Raw genomic sequence first — 20,481 nt, forward strand, 5'->3', positions numbered from 1 at the left:
ATACAAAGGCCAACCGCATATACGGTTGGCCTTTTTCTTTATATTAACTGTCCATCTCTAAGCGTCAATATACGATCACATACATCAAGCATTCTTTCATCATGTGTAATCATAATGGCTGCTTTTTGGCTCTCTTTCACTTCGCGTTTCATCATTTCAACAACTTCACGTGCGCGTTTTGAGTCTAAGCTTGCAGTTGGTTCATCTGCTAATATTAAATCTGGATTGTTCATGAATGCACGAGCGATTGCTACCCTTTGTTTTTCCCCACCAGATAGTTGATTTGGATAATGATTTTTTCTTTCTCCTAATCCAAATGCCGTTAATAAATGATCCGCACGCTTTTCTGATTCTTGTTTACTTTCTTTTTTCAGCTTAGCAATGTAAAGCAATTGTTCCTTCACATTTAAATATGGAACAAGATTTGCGAACTGGAAAATGAAGCCGATTTTTTTCAAACGAATGTCTGTCATTTCCTTTTCCGATAACTGTGTAATATTTTGCTCACGAATGTAAATATCCCCTTTTGACGGCGATAATAAAGCACCCGCGATTGATAATAACGTACTTTTCCCTGATCCAGAAGGACCGACGATTCCGATAAATTCTCCGGCTTTCACATCAAGCGATATCGGATGAAGGGCTGTTACTTCTGTATTCCCTTCTCCGTACACTTTACTTACTTTGTCTAATTTTAATAATGAAGTCATTACATCCCGCCTCCAATTGCTTCTAATGCATCAACTTTTAATACTTGGTATAACGAAATAAGTGTTCCTAAAATACTAATGACGATAAAGATTGCTGCATATTGTGCAATCATCGGTGTTGTTAATAAGAACGGCATACCTGCTGGTAAAATTGTTTCTAACCCTTGTACAAGAACAATACTAATTACCATCGCAACGACTGATAAAAATAACGCCTGTACGACTAAGCTATTTGCTAAATAAGAGTTCTTTGTACCGATTGCTTTTAATACGCCTAATTGCTGTGTTTTTTGTAGTGTAATAACGTAGAAAAATACACCGATTAATAACGCAGCGATTACAAGTAAGAACGCAATGATCATCGTTAATGTTCCTTGCTCTTCTTTAAACCCTGGAATACTTTGTAGTACTTCTTTTTTATCAATAACATGAGCATTTTTAATCTCTTTATCTGTATTAAGCACAATTGCACTATAATCTTTTTGGTTTGGTTGTGAGATAGCCCCCCATACATCTTCATTTACATATACGACTGGTGTATGGCTAAACATTTGGTCTTTCGTAAATCCAACGATTGTAAATTCTTTTTTTGAAACAGGATCAATAATTGTATCTCCAATATCGATTCCTTTTTCTTTAATTGATTCGTCAGCAACCATTTCATTATTGGCTGTACTTAATTTCTCACCTTTTACAATGTTCGGTTCTAAAAATGTATCGCGTTCACTCGAGAAAATAGCAATATCAACCTTTTTCGAACTATCTTTCTTTTCGTACGTTGAAACTTTCACACGAAACGGAACTGCCTCTTTCTCGCCTACTTGATTGACTACGTTATCTACATCGTCTTTCTTAATTTGTGAACGGAGTAATTTATTTTCCGCATCATCTGCTAAAACGAACTTATTTGCCTCCATATTTTGAATCGATGACGCATTATCATATGATAATCCATTTGCTAATCCTGAAATAACGAGGACTAAAAATGATAATAAAACCATGATAAGTCCGATTAATCCGTATCTTAATTTTGATTGTTTCAATTCACGCAGAGCTAAAAACATTTCGCTCGCTCCTTCCTCTTTCTTTCTATGCACTTATCATAAAAAAGAAATATGAACGGAATATGAACAGAAGATTACAGAAGAAAGATTAAATTTTCGGAAAGTATTGAAAATAAATAGAATCCTTGATACAATTCAGTCAAATAATATTGACCGAGTAAATTTATTCAAGGAGTTGATCATTTTGAAGCCCATGTTCACACTAACTACTTATAGCCAACTAAAAGCAATGAGCGATCCACTACGTGTCGAAATGATGATGCGTCTATGCGAACGTCCTTATACAGGACAACTACTATCTGAGAAATTCGGCATTTCAAGGGCGAAAATTCATTATCATTTAAAAGAATTAGAGAAAAATGGTTTTATAGAAATCGTATATACAGAAGAAAAAAATGGCATCGTTCAAAAGTTTTATCAATCTGTCGCTAGAGGCTTTACCCCTGCTGCAGAACTATTACCTCATCTAGAAATATTAAGTGAATCAGGTCGCCAAATCTTTTTACAAATGGCAGAAACAACGAAAAACCATATTCTCGCTGCTCCTGAAGAAGCTTTTATATTAAGAAAAGAAAGCGAAGACCCGGCTGAGTGGAATTACGTTTCATCCTGCTGGGAGTTTGATGCTACGCCAGAACAATTTCAAGTGTGGGTGAAAAAGTTTTATGAATTGATGGCTGAATTAAATGAGCTCGCAAAAGACGCGGATAAAGATCCGAATAGTAAATCTTATTACATTTCTACTACTGCACTACAAATCGACGAACGAGCAATGCAGCGCTTTGTGAAAAAAGAAGAAAAATCGTAATACGATTTTTTTTACATAAACGGTCAAATTTATTTTACCGAATAAATTTATTATAAAGGAGTAGATTAAATGGACATATTGAAAAACCGGAATTTCCTCTTATTGTTTTTAGGGAGAATTTTTACAAACATAGGGGATAGCTTGTATTATGTAGCAGCGATGTGGCTCGTCTATAAAATGAGTGGCAGTCCTTTTTATTCTGGATTAGCTGGTTTCCTTACGTTATTACCTTCTGCATTACAATTTCTTACCGGTCCATTCGTTGATAGATGGTCAATCAAAAACACCCTCGTCATCACACAAGTTTTGCAATGCATTCTTATTTTAATCATTCCTATTACACACTACTTCGACCTATTAACAGTCCAACTACTACTCATCATTATGCCAATCGTAGCCTTTATCGAACAATTCGCCTATCCCGCACAATCGAAAGCTTTACCACTTCTACTGCATAAAACACAATTATTAAAAGGAAACTCTCTCTTTTCATTTGCGTATCAAGGTATTGATTTAATTTGTACGACTCTTTCTGGAATATTAGTAGCACTACTTGGTGCCATTACTTTATATGTGGTCGACTCCTTAACATTCGCGATTACTGCCCTTTTGTTCTTTTCATTAAAAATGCCAACGCAAACCGAAACGGGCACATCACTTTCAACTAAACAATATTTCTCTGATTTAAAAGAAGGTTTTTCGATCGTCTTTCGTTCATTAATGGGCGTATTCTTAATCGGTTCAGTTGTTGCCAATTTTTCAATTGGTATGACGATGGCGATACTCCCTTCTTTCGCTGATTCTTTAGGAGGCGTGAAATCATATGGCTTCTTTTTAGCAGCTATATCCGCCGGCAGTTTAATTGGAGCACTATTCAGTTCATGGGTTGGCAAACGTAATGTTGGCCACGTCTCCATTATTAGCTTTGCGGCTGGCGCTTTCTTTTGGTTTCTCTCTACGATTGTACCGTTTCAATGGCTATCTATTTTCTTATTCGGCCTAGCTTGGATTCCAATTGGTGCGACCAACATATTATTTGCGACAATTAGCCAAATTGTAATTCCAAATCAATATATTGGACGGATCAATTCAGTCATGCGAAGTATGGGCACAATTGCTATGCCGTTCGGTTCTTTAATTGGCGGATACACCGCAAATGTATTTAGTAGCCAACTCATTTTCGCGCTCGCTAGCATCGGGATTTTATTCATTTCTCTCGTATGGCTACTTCATCCGAAATTACGTTCATTGCCGAAAGCTGATGAAATTACAGCGGATACTTTTGGAGTTCGGTTTAAGGAAGAGCGCGGGAAAGGTGCGGCTTTATAGCAGAAATACAGTACATGAAATTAATATCAGCGATTTTTTAAATATATCAGCGCAACTCGAATTATATCGGCGATTTTCACAATATATCGGCGCAACTCGAATTATATCAGCGATTTTTCGATTATATCGACTTACCAACAAAAAACGACAAAAAAGAGGCCGTTTTCAAACAGCCTCTTCCATCTATTTCGGAAGTTCCACCCGAACAGTCGTCCCTTCCCCTTTTGTGCTATATACTGAAACATTTCCGTTATGCAGTTCAACAATCTTCTGCACGATCGATAATCCTAAACCACTACCTTCTACGTTTCTTGCCCTTGCTGTATCTACTTTGTAAAAACGGTCAAAAATACGATCCATTTCTTCTTTTTCCATACCGATTCCGTTATCAGATATAGAGATAATGACACTAGACTCTAACTCTTCGACGAAAAACTCAATCATCCCAGCATCGTTTGAAAACTTAATACTATTCGTGAAAATATTACTCCATACTTGATGAAGTAAGTTTTCATCACCTTGTATTGTAATGTCCGGTACATCAAATTCAACGGCGATATCTTTCTCACGCCATTTCCATTCGAGCATAAAAATGACGTCTTTAATTTGCTTCTGTAGATTGAACTCTCTTATTTGTAGAACCTTTTCCTCTTTATCTAATGAAGCAAGCGTAAGTAACTGTTTACATAAACTAGACATTCGCTTACTTTCGCCCTCAATAATTTGTAAGTAATGGTTTCTTTCTTCCACGCTCATCTTTTCTGTTTGCAACGTCTTCGAAAAACCTTGTATGGAAGAAAGCGGTGACTGGAATTCATGTGAAACGTTCGAAACGAATTCTTGTCTCATTTCATCTAGTTCTTTAATACTTTTCGTCATCTTTTGGAAGCTTGTAGATAACGTACCAATCTCATCTTTTCGTTTTACGTCTAATTCAATTTCATATTCCCCACTCGCAATTTTTTGCGTAGCGTTCGTAAATTTACGAATTGGACGAACGATATACCCTGCTGCAATCGCTATAAAAATAATACTTAATAGTACGATAAACCCAAGTAATACCGCTAAGAAAATTCTCATCTCGCCAAATTGGTTCTGAATGTCGGGACGAATAAATAAAGCGTACTGTTTATCACCGTGTTGCACTGGTACACCGACACTATTTATTAATTCATTATCGAAAAAACCAGTAATAAATAGGCGAGTCGGATATGTGGAAACACCATTAAACGTTTCGCCATTCAACACTTTACGGACGGTATCATCACTTATCGTCGTCTTACGAAACGCATTGCCGATACGCTTTCCATTCTTTTGATCATCGACAATATAAATTTCATACCCTAACTTCGCAATAGATTGTAAGTACGCCTCTTGATTTTCTTCGCTTTGCTTTTCATATAACGATTTAACTTCTTCAGCATACTTTAAAATCTTTTCACTATTGTATGGTTTTAACTTCACCTGATAATATACGTTCGTTAATAAAAAGCCGATAATACTACTAAGAATCATAATACCGACTGTCATAAATACAAATCTAGAATATAGTGATTTCATTTTATTTCAGCTCCAACTTATAACCGAGTCCGCGCACTGTCGTAATTTGAAAATCATCCGTTCGTTTTGAGAAACGATCTCTTAGTCGCTTCACATGAACGTCAACTGTTCGTTCATCCCCTTCAAAATCCATTCCCCACACCAGCTCAATTAATTCTTCTCTTGAAAATGTTCTTCCAGGATAGCTAGCAAGTTGTGATAATAACTCAAATTCCTTTAATGGAAGCAAAATCGTCTGACCGTTACACTTCACTTCAACACCTTTACGATCAATTGTCGTTCCATGGAGTGTAATCATGTCAGCACTCAGCATTTGATAACGACGTAATAAAGCTTTCATACGAAAAATTACTTCAGCCGGTTCAAATGGTTTTACAATATAATCGTCCGTACCAGAAATGAATCCTTTTTCTTTATCCACTAACTGATCTTTCGCCGTTAATAAAATAACAGGAATATCATGATACTTCCGTATTTCTTCACATAACGTATAGCCATCAACAAAAGGCATCATTATGTCTACGATCGCAAGATGAATATTTTCCTTCTCTAATACTTCTTGAGCTACCTTTCCATCTTCAGCCTCAAAAACTTTAAACCCCTCTTTTTGTAAATGGTAATGTAGCAACTCTCTAATATGCTTATCATCATCAGCTAATAAAATATGTATCATCTTCATTAAACCCTCTCTTGTTCATCCTTCTACATCACTACATTAAGAAACAATTGGATTTTTTGCAAGAAAAAGAATCTATTTTGAAAAAAGATGATTCAAAATAGATTCTCACGTTTTAGTATTTAGATTATTTTAATCAAAAACAATTTTTAAGCCTTCGAAATATCAACAAACCCTTCTCCGAACACATCACGAACATCGTGTATAGCGATGAACGCAGCCGGATCCGTAGTTTGAACAATCCTCTTTAGCTTCACTACTTCTTGCTTATTAATAACAACATAAAGAATGTCCTTCGGCGTTTTCGTGTAATAGCCATGACCTGAATACACGGTAACCCCTCTGCCCATTAAGGTTGTCACCTTCCCGGCAATTTCATCCGGATTATCAGAAATAATCGTAATGGCCTTTTTCGGATTTAACCCTTCAATTACAAATTCCATCACTTTCGTTCCTACATATAACATAATAATTGTCAGCATCAGTTTTTCTGCACCAATGATGAAATAAGATGAAAACGCAACGATTAGATCGAAGAACAGTAGACCATAACTAATGCTCCAGCCTAAGTATTTATGTGTCATCCTCGCTAAGATGGTAGTACCTGCTGTCGTACCACCAACGCGAATGATGAGACCAATCCCGCACCCGATAAATATTCCACCGAAAATGGCATTTACGAGCATTTCATCAGAAGCAATCGTCCATCCTTCTGTTAAATGAAGAAATAGCGAGTTTGTAACTACAGCGATAATCGTATAAATTGTTGTAATCTTATTTAAAAATTTATAACCAGCTATTAACAAAATCGCATTTAATATTAAGTTGACTAAACCTGGTGACCACTCAAATAAGTAGTAAGTAATAATCGTGATACCTGTTACCCCGCCTTCACCGAACTCATTCGGGATAACAAACAAATTGACACCTAAAGCAAAAAGGAATGCACCAATAATAATAAAAATAATGTCTGTCGTTCTTTTTTTCATACAGTACCTCACTTCTTATGCAAATATTTCTTCAGATATAAACTCTCACCATTATATCGTGGAATATTCAAATCGAACAGTGGTTTATTTTTATTTTAATATAGAATGATAAATCAACTTTATCCTATATCGACATGTAATTAAAAAAGGATAACAACTGTATTTATTATGTACCACAAATAAAGTTTTGATTTCACATGCAATTCAGCCTAAAAAATGAATATAAATACTCTCACTCGCAAAAACTTCGAATACAAAGCAAATAAGCGAAGCTATAAAATAGACTTCGCATCAAGCGTTTGATCATAGAAATTTATATGAGATTTTATATTCATACATTCCAGAAATAAATTCACTTATCTTTCTCCATATATTCTTTAATCTTTCGTTCTTCCCACTCTTTTCCGAATATCCCAAATGGAAAAGTTGTCAAACCATGTATAACGATACCGATCCCCCAACCTGCAAGTGGATATAAAAACCATAATTTACTTGAATCAGAGCTTATATTTATAAAAAAAAGCATTAAGTTAACTAGTATATATACCGCTAAATGAATATAAAACGCTTTTAAATTCTCCACTCTTTTTTTAGCTCTTAAATAATTCTCATCTCGCTCCATATATAAACACCTCTTTCATTATTGTATTTTTTAAATTCACTCCGATTTAAACATCATATTCTAATCGAAAATCCGTTATTCTCAAAAAAACATAAAACAAAAAAGTACCCATCGAATTATCATACATGTGATGATTCGATAGGTACTGCATGATACATTTGTTATTTATAGAAGTCTAATTAAGACCAAATCCAAACATCATCATTATTTTCAACGCTGCTCTTTACCTCATAAACTTTTTCGATATGATCAGTTGTGTTCCAGTTAATAGAACTGCCGCCCCAGCCCACATACTTCATATCAATTTTTACTTTCTCACCCGCTTTAAACACTTGCCCCTTTGTTAAGAAAACATCAATAATAACTTTCTTCCCGTTTAGCGATGGATATTCAACTACGACATATTTAGTAGCACCGTCTCCCTCATCTTCCATCGTTCCTACTTTTGATACTTCACCAATTACATAATCAGGTGAGCCATCTTCGTTCATGTGCATGCCCAACTTATTTGTTGTATTTTCAATTTCAGTTGCAACCATATATTCTGTAAAATTACGCATCATAGATCCAGTAGCTTTTACTTCATCTCCTACTTTCACGTTTGAAAGAGAATCTATATACACACTAACAGGTTCTTCGTATTGCTTAGATTTTACTACAATCACACCGTTATCTACTTCTACTACTCGTCCTTCTAACGTCGAGAAATTCGATTCAATAGAAGCTGCACTCGCTTTTGTTACTTCTAATCCTGGTACATTTGTTCCTGATAATGCTGCAATCCCTAAAGCACCTGCTAAAATTATTTTTTTCATACCCATTATGAAACATCTCCATTCATGATGATTTTATTTTTGGTTGGATACGACCAACCTGTAACTATTATAGTTACAGGTTATAGAAAATAGCAACCATCTTTCTTATGCAATGTTGCATACTGTACTTTTTAAATATAAAGCGGTTTTCCCTATATTCAGCACTACTGCTAAATTCTTGCATAACAGCAGGTAAACGGATTGATGATGAAGAAACTAATGTCATGCATCATATTTTTCAATGATACGGTTTGTATAATTGTAATCCATTACATTATGTAGGAGCGGTGTTAACATGTTAATAAAACCAAAGAGGTTACAAGCAGGAGATATTGTGGCGACAGTAAGTCCTTCATGGGGCGGTGCAGGTGATTCTGAAATAAAATGGCGATATGAGCAAGGAGTAAAAAGATTAGAGGAAGTTTTTGGTCTTACGGTTATTCCCATGCCAAATAGTTTAAAAGGTAGTGAATACCTTTATAACAATCCAGAGGCCCGTGCGGAAGATTTAATGACAGCATTTAAAGATACGCGCGTGAAAGCAATTATTGCGAATATTGGCGGTGAAGATAGCATTCGCCTACTTCCCTATATAGATTTTAATGTAATACGTGAAAACCCGAAAATTTTTATGGGATACTCTGACGTTACTATTTCACATTTATTTTGTCATAAAGCAGGTCTTTCCTCTTTATACGGTCCGGCAATTTTGACCGACTTTGCCGAAAATGTAGAGATGGATCCATATACAGTTGAAATGATAAATCGAACTCTCTTTTCAACTGAAACGATTGGCGAGATTCAATCAGCTCATGAATGGACGAGTGAGCGTTTAGAATGGATAGAAATAAATAAGGATACAAGGCGTACGATGCAGCAAAACAATGGATATGAGGTACTTCAAGGCTCTACCACTGTACAAGGGCGTTTAATTGGTGGGTGTATAGAAGTATTGGAATTTGCAAAAGGAACGGCGCTTTGGCCTGAGAAAAAACATTGGGAGGATAGTATTCTCTTCTTTGAAACTTCTGAAGATCATCCAGAACCAAGTTATATAAAGTATTGGTTACGAAATTATGCAGCTCAAGGCATTCTGCAAAAGGCAAAAGGTATCATCTTCGGTAAACCGAAAGATGAACAATATTATGAAGAATATAAACATGAAATACTGCAGGTTATGAAGGAACATCATTTAGAAGATTTGCCAATTCTTTATAATTTAAATTTTGGCCATACTGAACCGAAGTTTATTTTACCTTACGGTACGATGGCAGAAATTGATTGTGAAAATAGATCTTTCTCTATTTTAGAGAGTGGTGTGGAATAAAGTGAAACTTTAATCAGTGAGAGTTCCATTCACATCGCTATCAAGCTAACATTTTGAAGTTCTCCCAGAACGAAAATTTATTCTTTTCATAGGTATTCAAGGAAATTTAGTTTATTTTTTTCTTTTTAGGGAACAATTAATTTCTTAAGTTGATAGCGATGGGGTATTGGTAACATAAATGTTCATGCTAGTTAATCGTTTACTTTTTTTCTGGGTACGTAAGACCCTTTTTACTTTCTGTATACACTTGTTTTTTCTTACGTTCTCGAAATTGTTTTTTAGTTAATCAATATATAATAACTCGTGTAAATAGTTTTTTATCCTTCAAATATAAGTATCTGTTATTTCATAGACCTGTCCTGGTTTTAAAGTATTCATAATGTGTTCTAAATCAACTTTGATATACTGAGGTTGTTTTTTTATAGATATTTTGTGTTGTTTAATACATAACAGGTTTTTACTTATCAGAAGACTTCACCCAGTTCTTATGATTTCAGATGATTTGCTCTCTATAATCATGAACGAATTCTTCCATGGTAATTGGTTTTTACCTAGCAACTCTAACAAGTCTGACGTAACTCTTTTGGCTAGCCCTAATTTAGCTGCTGTATATATAGCAATCATCACCATGATAAAATCAGGTTTGAGTCCTTTTTGAATCATCTTTTTCTAATTTTCCATATACCAGGATTGTTATAGGTTGTTCGTTCATTTCCTTTGAAATAATTTCAGCAACTTCATAATATGTCAATGCTTTACTCCCTGTTAAATCGTATGATTGGAATTCGTCACCAGCTTCTGTTAATACTTTTGCAGCTACTTCTCCTATATCTCGCACATCGATAAAACTCGTTCTTCCTCTTCCTGCTGTTACCTCAATTTTTTTTCATTTCTTAACTCTTCACCATGTTGTAATAATAAGTTTTGCATAAAAAAGCTCGGCCTTAAAAATGTATAAGAGATTCCTAAATCTTTTATTATTTCTTCTATTTTCACATGAGGTACTATGTTTTTTTCCACACCTAGTAACGATAGAAACACAATATGTTGAACACCAACTTCTTTCGTAACATCAACCAAAGGCTATCACCCTTCACATCTTCCCATCAGTAAGATGTGAAGGGTGATAGCCTAGCGGTAGGTCGGTGGTGAAGTTCGAGTCCTGCGTAAAATATCAACCGTATAAAGAGAGATTCAAAATTGGACATCTAGAGGTGGAGCGCCCCAAAGGAAGGATTAGAGAGACGAAAGGGTTATTTTCGTCGTGGAACTGAGAAGCTCCCACTTCAAGCTTTGCAAAGTCGCGAGTAGTTCATGAGAATATCCCTTAATTATGTATATCAAAAATCTTTTTAAGCCAATTAAACTCCTTATTTCAAAACTAGTAAAATCATTTTGTTCATAGAGACTATATTTTTTCATGTTAAATATCGCTTTAGAATTTCTGTCTTCACCCCTTTACATAATCATTACAATAAAATAAGAGCCTTTCCATTAAGGAAGACTCTTACTTATCATATAAATGAATTCAATTTTATAAATTTCATGTTGCGTGTCATAACCCTATAGCTGTGCACAATATTTATTTGATATAGATTGATGTTCGCATTGTATTAAATGGAGCGTTAATAGATGTTTTTTGATATTCAAATGTTCCCTGCTGATGTCCTGAGGCATCCCACTTATAATACCAACCAACAATTGGTTTTCCGCCAATTATAGTGGATCCAATACTTTTCACATTAAAACCATTCATTTTCGCAAATGGATTTTGACCATATCCCATTTCCTTCGTAGTAATATATACGTATTTTCCCCCATGGTCACGTGTTGTGCTAAAACTGTTTGGATTAATAGTTTCTACTCCGCCCTGCTCAGATTCTACTTGTACAACGTTTAGTGAAGTAAGTGGTGCTGCAGGTCCAGCAGAAGCTTCTGGTGCCATTCCTAATCCGACAAACGCAGTTATTGCTAACGATGAAATACCAAGTGCTGCTTTTTTAAACATAATAACATCCCCTTCCATCTATCTATTATTTTCTCTTTCATTGCCAATATAATCCTATTACCTTTATATGTATATAGTTTAAAACTGTAGAAATATTAATGAGAATATTCTATCTTATGTTTCTGCAATTATATGACATCCAATTATTTATTAATAAAAAATAGGAACAGATCATATTGTTTGTTCCTATACGCTTCTAACCTATGAATCTATATGATTTTTATTTTGATTCATCTGTCCATGCCTTAGTATGAACATCATCACTAGGGGCATACTACAAAATGAAGAAAAGAAACGAGAGAAAAAATAAAATTCAAGGTTGTATTAAATAAGAAAAGGGAACTACTCAACATTTTTCGTTAAAGATAGTCTATTAACCTCTAACTCTAACTACCTAATGAACTCAAGTAAACATATCTTAAGTCATTTTAAGAGGTATAAAAAACACCTTATAGCTATAAGGTGTTTTTTATATTTCAGCTCTTTAAAATTCTTCTATTTCAACTGTAAAATGTGGCTTGAATTTCATTTCACTTCAATTCTATTTCTTCTCCTTGATTGTAAAGTGTATCATGATCCATTTTAAATTAGTAAGAATCATTTCCCTACACATTGAGACTACAAGTTGTATAAGGAAGCTCTTCTTTTTTCCATGCAAGAAATCCTCCCTTTAGATTCACCACTTCCTTTATACCAGCTCTTTGTAAAATACTAGCTGCTATAGCGGAACGCAATCCGGTTCGACAATGTAAAACTAATGGGCAATCTTTTGGTATGCAATCTAGCTGCTTAAATAAATTTCCTAGGGGGATATGTATTGCATCTTGAAGATGACCGTCCTCCCACTCTTTTTTACTACGTACATCGATAATCTTAACGCTACCATCCTTTATATGCGGATATAATTCAATCGATGTTTTTTCTTTGTAACTTTCAAATCTATCAAGTCTTTGTATTACTTGTAAGGGTGCAAAAGCAATAATATTATCTAGCCCAATAGATTCAAAGTCTCTAATAACCTCCTCCACTCTAACCTTTTCCTCATCTAGAATGATTAAAGTTTCTGTTTTATAATCTAGTAACCATCCACACCAGGTTGTGAAGGAATTGTTATACGGTATGTTAATTGATTTCTCGATGTGACCAGAAGCAAAACTCTCTACCTCTCTTATATCAACTATTTGCTGAACACTCCTCATAACTTCTTGAAGTTCTTCTACTGTTTTAATAGCAAAAACTTCTTTTTTCTTACGAATTGGAGGACCATACTTATTTAAATTCTTCATTAAAGAAAAATAACTTGGAGGCTCTGGCTGCCCCGTCAATAAAGTCGATACAAAATCACTTTCTTCATTACACTGAAATGCCCAATTGAACATCTTTTCATAACCTAAGGTAGAAGTCGGAATTGCTCCTAATGCTTTTCCACATGCGCTTCCTGCACCATGTGATGGCCATATTTGCAAATAATCAGGGAGTGTTTTTATTTTTTGTATAGAATCAAATAATTGTTTCGCCCCTATTTTTGCGGTATCTTTCATACCTACAGCAGTTTCTAATAAATCGGGTCTTCCTATATCTCCAACAAATATAAAATCACCTGTGAATATTCCTATTGGCTTATCATTCGTATAGTTATTTTGACTTGTATCAGTTACTAAAAAAGAAATACTTTCAGGTGTATGCCCTGGTGTGTGAATTACATTAAATTTTATATGACCTACTTTAAACTCTGTCCCCTCTCTAACCAAATTATATCGACCTTCGTTAAGATATTGATATTTCCAATCACAATCACCTTCATCAGATACATATAAATTGGCATGATAAAGAGTAGAAAGTTCTCTAGACCCAGAAAGAAAATCTGCATGAATGTGAGTTTCAGCCACAGCAATTACTTCCATCCCCTCTTTCTTAGCAAATTCTATATATTGTTCTATATAGCGACCTGGATCAATTACAATTGCTACACCTTCCTTTTGACAACCGACTAAATAGGAAGCATGTGCTAATTTTTCATCATAAAAATATTTTAAAAGCATAGCTATTCCCTCCAAATAGTTATTTCAAATTACTTTTCAACATTTGTAACCGATTTCTATATTCTCCTATAGGATCCCTTTCAACATAAAGTTCCAATACATATAGGGCAACATATATCTTTTAAGTAAAAACATACTATATCGTTCTTTCGCTTGATTAAACGGAAACGTTTCTTGAGGCTCATGTTCATAGTTAAATTCAGCGAGTATAAGACTTTTATAACCTGTAACAATGGGGCACGATGTATATCCATCATATTTAGCATGCAAGTCTCTTCCGTTAAGTACGTCCATAATATTTTGTTTTAAGACAGGTATTTGTTTTCGAATTGCCGCTCCAGTTTTAGAGGTTGGTAAATTGGTACAATCTCCAAGTCCGAAAATATTCTTATACTGTACATGTTGCAAAGTATAAGGGTTTATATCTACCCAGCCCTGAGAATCACTTATTTCACTCTCTTTAATAAAATTAGGTGGCCCCATAGGTGGAACAACATGGATCATACTATACGGTACTGTCTCTCTTTTCAGTGTTTGCGTACCTTCAAAAATTGCCTCTTTCTTCTCAGCGATAATTTCTACTAAGTTTTTATTATAATTTGTCATTATTTGCTTTCTTTCTAGTACTTGTTCTAATGTATTAGCATATCGTGGAACCTGAAATATGTTAGCGTTCGCGGTATAAAACATTACTTCACTTTTGTTTCTTACACCGCTATTAGAAAAATACTCTTCTGCTAAATACATAATCTTTTGTGGAGCACCACCGCATTTAATAGGAGTATTTGGGTGGGTAAACACCGCATTTCCTCCTTTAAATTTTTCAATTTCTCTCCAAGTAGAATCAACATATTTATAAGAGTAATTGCTACAAACCCCATTAGTCCCAATAGACTCCTTTAAGCCTTTAATGCCGTCCCAATTTATTTGTATACCGGCTACTACAATAAGAATTTCATACTCAAGCAGCAGTCCATCATCTAAAAGTAGCTTATTTTCATCCGGAAACAACTTAACAACACTTTTTGGGATCCATGTTGCCCCTTTTGGAATAAGCAATTCTTGATCACGTATCGTACTTTCCTTTGATACAATTCCTCCCCCCACTAAACTCCATAGTGGTTGAAAGTAATGTTTTTTTGATGGATCAATAATTGCAATACTTTCTTTCAATAGGGGTACATTTCGTAACAAATGTGCAGTAGAAGATATTCCAGCAGTCCCAGCACCAATTACAATAATTTTATAACTATCTCTGGTCTTCATTATCCTCTTCCTATCTAAAATTGATTTTTAAAATAACTAATTAGTAGCTGTATTTTCATCCTATTAACATTATTATAATTTAAAAACACCATGTATTTATTTGATTAAAATGAAAATTTTGTTAATTTAACCGTCAATATTACTTTATGCGTAATTCCCCTATGTTACTTCCATCTTTTATATTTCTCAATGCTAGTCTTTGTCCTATCTTACTTTAATTACAATTTCTCTCTACGCTCAAATCTATCTTTATCTCCTTTTTCCAAGAAAGTGCTTGTTCTAGGCCGTCTTCACCATTCACTTCATAGCTTATTTTCCAAGCTCTAATCGTTCCAGAATTAACAGAAAACTTTGTCGTAATGTCAGCTATTGAATGATAACCATCTTATAAAATAAGTTCCATTCATCCAAAAAACACCCCTGATTTCCATTATTCATAGGAAATTAGGGGTGTTTTTCGGTATATAAACCTTTAAAATTATTAATAAGTCTTCTTTTAAAATATAAATGGTTAAACAGATGAAAAAACTTCGACTGTTATATTATCCCTTATTTCTTAAATACAGGTGCTATTTTATCAATGCGATTTGTCCAAATTCCACCTGTATAATCTTCAGGAAGGCGTTTTATATCTTCAGATGAGTCAAATCCACTTGAAAACCCAAACCCATTTCCTCCTACAATGATAACTCGAGTATCTGCTTTATCCATTCGATTAAGAAAACGATTTGGCCATCCCCAAAGCCAAGGAGCCACTTTGTCTGGTATATGTAATTCTCCATGCTTCAGGCTTGAAGGTATGTAGCCAGTCCACCCTAATGCCATATAAGTAATAAGATCTTTTTTCATGGTCGCTTTTGACATTGTTCGTAAACTAGGGATGCGCTCTTTTATCGCAGCAATTGGTTTATCGCCACCATATACAGTTAGTTGATCAAGGCGCTTCGCTGGTAATTTCTTGAGGTGAGTAGCCAATTGAATTCCTTCATTTTCATCATCACTTTTAATATGAATAAGAAAAGAACGGTCTGGAAAATGGGTAAGTACTTCATCAAGTGTTGGCATAAGATTAATCCCTTTGCCACGAAACGGGAATGTTTTACCCCCATCAGCTGTATAACCGTAACCAATATCAAGTGCTTGTAATTCTTTTGTTGTAAAATCTCTTGTAACACCTTTACCATTAGTACGGCAATCAAGAGTCCAGTCATGAAAAATAACAAAATTATTATCTTTAGTTGGTTGAACATCAAACTCTACTAGATCAGCTCCAGCTTTAAATGCCGCTTCCATAGATGGAATTGTATTTTCTAAATAAGAATGTTCAGGTTTATTTATACGTTCTGCTGTACATGTATCACTCTCAATCTCTTCCATGCTAAATGTTTGCGAAAGTCCTCGGTGAGCAAGAAGAAGAGGAATTCCATCGTCCCTCTTAGCAAAAAAAGAACTGTTATTTACATAAACAAATACGAATAGGATAAGAATTATCCAAGTCGTTTTACGTTTCAATATCCTTTTTAGTTTATTCATTGTATGCTCCTCTTAAATTTTGGTTGAAATGCCTTAAATAATTTTCGGCATTTAAATACTGGTAAATATTAAAGCCTATCTTATTTTTTTACAATGGATATAATTGTTAATTAAAGGCTAGTACTTTGATATAAAACGGGAGCAATAGAAATCAATTCAATAACCACTCAACTTTCAGTAAGAATAGTTTTGAAAAATTTCTATGAGAATTTAATATAAATGGGTATATGTAATATCCTATTATTTAAGAATCAATTTGCTATATGTATAATCTGACAGTATCTTAATCACCTTATTGAAGGATTAGAGGCCGTCTAAATAAAACTGGATAATAAATCAACATCATACCTATAAATGAGCAAACTAAATAAAAAATAGCCTCGTATTTTATTACTAGAGAAATATTATTATCAATCTTTTTTTCATCTCTTTTATATATCATTTTGAATAATACTCTATATAATAAATACCCAATAATTGCTCCCAGGGTATTCATAGATAAATCATCAATATCTGTAATTCTATTATCTAGCAATTGACCTAACTCAATAGCCAATGAAAAACCGAATCCAGCATAGGCAGCACTTTTCATTGTTCTAAACTGCGGCCAAATAGTCGGCAATAAAAAACCTAATGGCATAAACAGTAAAATGTTTAAGACATAAGTAGTCATACCTTCAGAAGCAAATGGAATCAAGTTAATTTGATTTGCACGAATTAATGTTTTGTATCTACCTATGTCCCATATAGTCCCTATCTGCGTTACCTTATACACTAGTGAAAGGTAGAATAGAAAAACATACACCCATACAAAATGCTGAATAGATATATTTTTTTTCGTTTTAAAATAAAATCCAATTTGAAACACTATACAAAAAATAATAGTAAAAAAATAAGTATATAAATAATTAATCAAAACTCCTGAATGCATTTAAAATCTCCTAACTTTACATTGTAATCTATAACTTTGTCATTTTTAGAATATAATTCAAGCACGGGTGGTCACAATCACCCCATCTATATTATTTCCAGATATTTCACAAAATTAATTTACTGGTATTTCAACGTCAATTGTCTTGTTTTGAAAAAAGGGATAATATGAAATCGTATATTTTTTCCCATCAATGCTTGCTGAAATGCTCTCTTCTTCTTTTAAATAATCCAGGTATTCTTCCAAGGCTAAATTCATTTTTTGCATAATCGTACTGTGAGGCAAACCGACATAGCGAATAGGCTATTTACTGTTAATTAAGAGCAAATTCCCTTGATAGATCTGTTCTTTTACAATCTCTTTCTTTTGAATAATTGAGGTAGTCCCTGTATTATCTATGTTATCTTTGTGATTTTGATTATATTTTTGTACCTCTACTTTATTCTGAAAAAACAGTGCTTTATTCATGAAAGCAAAACCTAAGAAAAATAACAATAAAAAACACTACTTCTTCATTTTCAGCTTCCTCCTTAAGTAAATGACTTGATGATGATGTCAAGCTGATTCAGCGCTGAAGATTTCGGATATGTAACTCTTAACGATTACTTTCTGCAAAGCGAAGCTATATCTATGTGGATACTCTGTTCAGTTGTGTGCAGGTACATCCAAAACAGCAGATTGCTCATTTGACACAATTCGTTAAAAGGAAAAGAAATATTTGTGTCACTCTTTTTCTAAACATTTGAGCTATTTTAATCCACGCATAAGTTATCATATCTTTCTTTGACGAAATAAAAAAAGCTCGTTCTTATGGTTTAAGTCTACCGCATAAGAACGAGCCATTTTTTAATATTAAATTGTTAATTTCCTAAGAAAAAGTAGAGATAACCTTAAGAATTCCTTAAGAAACAATGATTATTTTCTATGAACCCTCTTTATCAACCAAGTCTTGAAAGGCTGGAAGCTCTACCGTGAATGTCGTAGAGTTATCATTACTTTCCGCGTAAATCTGTCCACCATGCTGAACAATGATTTCTTTTGCAATCGCCAATCCAAGTCCCGCGCCGCCCGTATCAGAAGAACGGGCATCATCCAATCTGTAAAACTTTTCAAATATGGTAGCGAGTTTATCTTTCGGGATACATCCAGCGTTCTCGAAAACGATAGATACCACATCCTCGGATAGGTCCGCCTTAATGTCAATAACGCTGTCGTCCTTGCTGTATGCAGTGGCGTTTTTCAAAATATTGTTAAAGACCCTCGCTAGCTTATCAGGGTCACCAAATACGGTCAAATCTTCAGAAGCATGGAGTACCACCTGTTTTCCCTTCGCGGCAAGCTGGGGATAAAATTCATCAGTCATTTGCACCAACATATAATATAGATCTATATGTTTTTTCGTGAGCGTAATCGTTTGAAGGTTATATCGCGTAATTTCAAAAAACTCGTCAATTAGCTGTTCCAGGCGATACGCTTTTTCTAACGTGATACGCACATATTTTGCCTTTTGCTCTCTTGGCATGTCTGGTGCCTCGTCAAGCAGGATTAGATAACCGATAACTGATGTAAGAGGCGTTTTAATATCGTGTGCCAAGTACATAACAACTTCATTTTTTCTTTGTTCGGCCAGCTTTGCATCATGCTCTCGCTTTTCAAGGGTTCGCTTTAACGTGTTGAGCTTCTGTTCCATGAAATCCATTTCCGCAGAAAGCTCAATTTGTTTATCTTCGTTCTGAATAAGTATATCAATACCGGTATTTATCTCTTCAAAGTATTCTACAAATTTTAAAAGCATAACTCGGCATAGAATAAGAATACTAATGGCTACCGCCACATAAATAAAAATTTCTATATTGTTCCGTATAGTATACTGATATATTATCATTGCGTCCCAACGCTCTAAATGATAACTGTTTTCCAAAAAACGTACGATCCACTCTCCAAGTGTTCCTTGGATAAATAGACGTAAAAACAGCACAAATACAACTGCTGCCATGACAATCGTAAGGATATATTGGTAGAGTTTCCGTTTTAATTTTGAATAATCGATTTTTTTATTCTTATTTTTATTTTTCAATTTTATAGCCGATCCCCCATACCGTTTTTATATATTTCGGATTATCAACCGTGTCGTTCATCTTTTCTCGCAGATGTCGGATATGCACGGTGATAGTGTTATTACTCTTGCTGAAATATTCGTCACCCCATATCTCATGAAACAGCTGCTCAGAGCTAACCACATTTCCCTTGTTTTCACAGAGGATACGCAGGATTGAAAACTCGGTGGGAGTGAGAGATAACGGTTTCTCGTTCAGAGAACACTCATGCGTGCTTATATTAATAACAAGACCAGAGTGGACGATAACATTCTCGTTCTGTGCCGTTACTCCATTGTATTTTTTATACCGGCGTAACTGCGCTTTGACTCGCGCAATTAACTCTAGTGGACGAAAAGGCTTTGTAATATAATCATCCGCGCCAATTGTTAGCCCAGTAATTTTATCTACTTCTGTATCTTTCGCTGTCAACATGATAATTGGATAGGTATGCTTTTCTCTTATTTTTTGACAGATAGTGAGACCACTTACGTCGGGAAGCATAATGTCCAATATTGCAAGGTCAATCGCATTCTTGTCTATACATTCCAACGCTTCTTTAGCAGTATAGTATTTGAAAACCGTATAATTCTCGTTTTTCAAGTATAGCTCAACCAAATCGGCAATTTCACGTTCATCTTCCACAATAAGTACTTTATCACTCATGATTACCAATCCTCCTTTATGGATGTGCTTTTCTCAATC

The 20,481-nt window shown here is 34.5% G+C and carries 19 protein-coding genes and 2 pseudogenes; 3 read left to right on the top strand and 18 right to left on the bottom strand.

The features are described 5' to 3' along the window. Nucleotides 1–38: 38 nt before the first annotated feature. Both ACYVEC_RS24550 and ACYVEC_RS24555 read right to left on the bottom strand, forming a co-directional pair. Complete coding sequence (locus ACYVEC_RS24550; RefSeq protein ID WP_063222299.1) at nucleotides 39–710, bottom strand: ABC transporter ATP-binding protein; 672 nt, start codon at nucleotides 708–710, stop codon at nucleotides 39–41. Beyond that, entirely contained in the window at nucleotides 710–1,774 is a 1,065-nt protein-coding gene (locus ACYVEC_RS24555; protein WP_098556327.1) for an ABC transporter permease, read from the bottom strand. The genes ACYVEC_RS24550 and ACYVEC_RS24555 overlap by 1 nt, the downstream gene beginning before the upstream one ends. 184 nt (nucleotides 1,775–1,958) lie before the next feature. On the opposite strand from ACYVEC_RS24555, the gene ACYVEC_RS24560 reads away from it, so the two are divergent. Then, a complete protein-coding gene (locus ACYVEC_RS24560) occupies nucleotides 1,959–2,582 on the top strand; it encodes an ArsR/SmtB family transcription factor (RefSeq protein WP_460508798.1) in 624 nt (207 codons plus the stop codon). Between the two features lie 69 nt (nucleotides 2,583–2,651). Further along, nucleotides 2,652–3,911 (top strand): MFS transporter, encoded by a 1,260-nt coding sequence (locus tag ACYVEC_RS24565; protein WP_063222302.1) that lies wholly within the window; start codon nucleotides 2,652–2,654, stop codon nucleotides 3,909–3,911. A gap of 183 nt (nucleotides 3,912–4,094) precedes the next feature. Here ACYVEC_RS24565 and ACYVEC_RS24570 read toward each other — a convergent pair whose 3' ends face one another. The 5 genes from ACYVEC_RS24570 to ACYVEC_RS24590 form a co-directional block, all read right to left on the bottom strand. After that, on the bottom strand, nucleotides 4,095–5,471 hold the full coding sequence (locus tag ACYVEC_RS24570; protein ID WP_063222303.1) for a sensor histidine kinase: 1,377 nt from the start codon (nucleotides 5,469–5,471) through the stop codon (nucleotides 4,095–4,097). A gap of 1 nt (nucleotide 5,472) precedes the next feature. Continuing rightward, nucleotides 5,473–6,150, bottom strand: coding sequence for a response regulator transcription factor (locus tag ACYVEC_RS24575; RefSeq protein ID WP_000781967.1), 678 nt, complete (start codon nucleotides 6,148–6,150; stop codon nucleotides 5,473–5,475). Between the two features lie 146 nt (nucleotides 6,151–6,296). Continuing rightward, nucleotides 6,297–7,136, bottom strand: a complete 840-nt coding sequence (locus ACYVEC_RS24580; RefSeq protein WP_063222304.1) for a YitT family protein — start codon at nucleotides 7,134–7,136, stop codon at nucleotides 6,297–6,299. A gap of 352 nt (nucleotides 7,137–7,488) precedes the next feature. Continuing rightward, the gene (locus tag ACYVEC_RS24585; protein WP_063222305.1) at nucleotides 7,489–7,758 is read right to left on the bottom strand and encodes a 2TM domain-containing protein; all 270 of its coding nucleotides are present in this window, start codon (nucleotides 7,756–7,758) and stop codon (nucleotides 7,489–7,491) included. Nucleotides 7,759–7,937: 179 nt separating this feature from the next. Further along, nucleotides 7,938–8,579 carry an ATP F0F1 synthase subunit alpha gene (locus ACYVEC_RS24590; RefSeq protein ID WP_098556325.1) on the bottom strand — a complete coding sequence of 214 codons (642 nt, stop codon included), beginning with the start codon at nucleotides 8,577–8,579 and terminating at the stop codon, nucleotides 7,938–7,940. Nucleotides 8,580–8,868: 289 nt separating this feature from the next. On the opposite strand from ACYVEC_RS24590, the gene ACYVEC_RS24595 reads away from it, so the two are divergent. Beyond that, a complete protein-coding gene (locus ACYVEC_RS24595) occupies nucleotides 8,869–9,900 on the top strand; it encodes a S66 family peptidase (protein ID WP_063222307.1) in 1,032 nt (343 codons plus the stop codon). Nucleotides 9,901–10,059: 159 nt separating this feature from the next. Here the strand turns inward: ACYVEC_RS24595 and ACYVEC_RS24600 are convergent. The 11 genes and pseudogenes from ACYVEC_RS24600 to vanR-A all read right to left on the bottom strand — a co-directional run. Continuing rightward, nucleotides 10,060–10,326, bottom strand: a pseudogene (locus ACYVEC_RS24600) (IS4 family transposase); the annotation flags it as partial. Between the two features lie 211 nt (nucleotides 10,327–10,537). Beyond that, nucleotides 10,538–10,738 carry a nucleoside-diphosphate sugar epimerase gene (locus ACYVEC_RS24605; protein WP_231428468.1) on the bottom strand — a complete coding sequence of 67 codons (201 nt, stop codon included), beginning with the start codon at nucleotides 10,736–10,738 and terminating at the stop codon, nucleotides 10,538–10,540. 32 nt (nucleotides 10,739–10,770) lie between these two features. Further along, complete coding sequence (locus ACYVEC_RS24610) at nucleotides 10,771–10,980, bottom strand: NmrA family NAD(P)-binding protein (RefSeq protein WP_064774804.1); 210 nt, start codon at nucleotides 10,978–10,980, stop codon at nucleotides 10,771–10,773. A 502-nt stretch (nucleotides 10,981–11,482) separates the two neighbouring features. Then, on the bottom strand, nucleotides 11,483–11,908 hold the full coding sequence (locus tag ACYVEC_RS24615; RefSeq protein ID WP_063222310.1) for a DUF4879 domain-containing protein: 426 nt from the start codon (nucleotides 11,906–11,908) through the stop codon (nucleotides 11,483–11,485). 605 nt (nucleotides 11,909–12,513) lie between these two features. After that, nucleotides 12,514–13,950: an MBL fold metallo-hydrolase gene (locus tag ACYVEC_RS24620; RefSeq protein WP_098556323.1), complete on the bottom strand. Its 1,437-nt coding sequence runs from the start codon at nucleotides 13,948–13,950 to the stop codon at nucleotides 12,514–12,516. 66 nt (nucleotides 13,951–14,016) lie between these two features. Continuing rightward, nucleotides 14,017–15,216 carry an FAD/NAD(P)-binding oxidoreductase gene (locus ACYVEC_RS24625; RefSeq protein WP_063222312.1) on the bottom strand — a complete coding sequence of 400 codons (1,200 nt, stop codon included), beginning with the start codon at nucleotides 15,214–15,216 and terminating at the stop codon, nucleotides 14,017–14,019. A gap of 549 nt (nucleotides 15,217–15,765) precedes the next feature. After that, nucleotides 15,766–16,749: a glycerophosphodiester phosphodiesterase family protein gene (locus ACYVEC_RS24630; RefSeq protein ID WP_063222313.1), complete on the bottom strand. Its 984-nt coding sequence runs from the start codon at nucleotides 16,747–16,749 to the stop codon at nucleotides 15,766–15,768. A 292-nt stretch (nucleotides 16,750–17,041) separates the two neighbouring features. Beyond that, entirely contained in the window at nucleotides 17,042–17,680 is a 639-nt protein-coding gene (locus tag ACYVEC_RS24635) for a VanZ family protein (RefSeq protein ID WP_063222314.1), read from the bottom strand. Nucleotides 17,681–17,794: 114 nt separating this feature from the next. Next, nucleotides 17,795–17,980 (bottom strand): annotated as a pseudogene (locus tag ACYVEC_RS24640) (D-Ala-D-Ala carboxypeptidase VanY); the annotation flags it as partial. A 622-nt stretch (nucleotides 17,981–18,602) separates the two neighbouring features. After that, nucleotides 18,603–19,757: a vancomycin resistance histidine kinase VanS gene (vanS, locus tag ACYVEC_RS24645; protein WP_063222315.1), complete on the bottom strand. Its 1,155-nt coding sequence runs from the start codon at nucleotides 19,755–19,757 to the stop codon at nucleotides 18,603–18,605. Continuing rightward, nucleotides 19,747–20,442, bottom strand: a complete 696-nt coding sequence (gene vanR-A / locus ACYVEC_RS24650) for a vancomycin resistance response regulator transcription factor VanR-A (protein WP_001281104.1) — start codon at nucleotides 20,440–20,442, stop codon at nucleotides 19,747–19,749. The genes vanS and vanR-A overlap by 11 nt, the downstream gene beginning before the upstream one ends. Nucleotides 20,443–20,481 lie beyond the last annotated feature (39 nt).

It is taken from the genome of Bacillus sp. MN7755, from assembly GCF_054771475.1.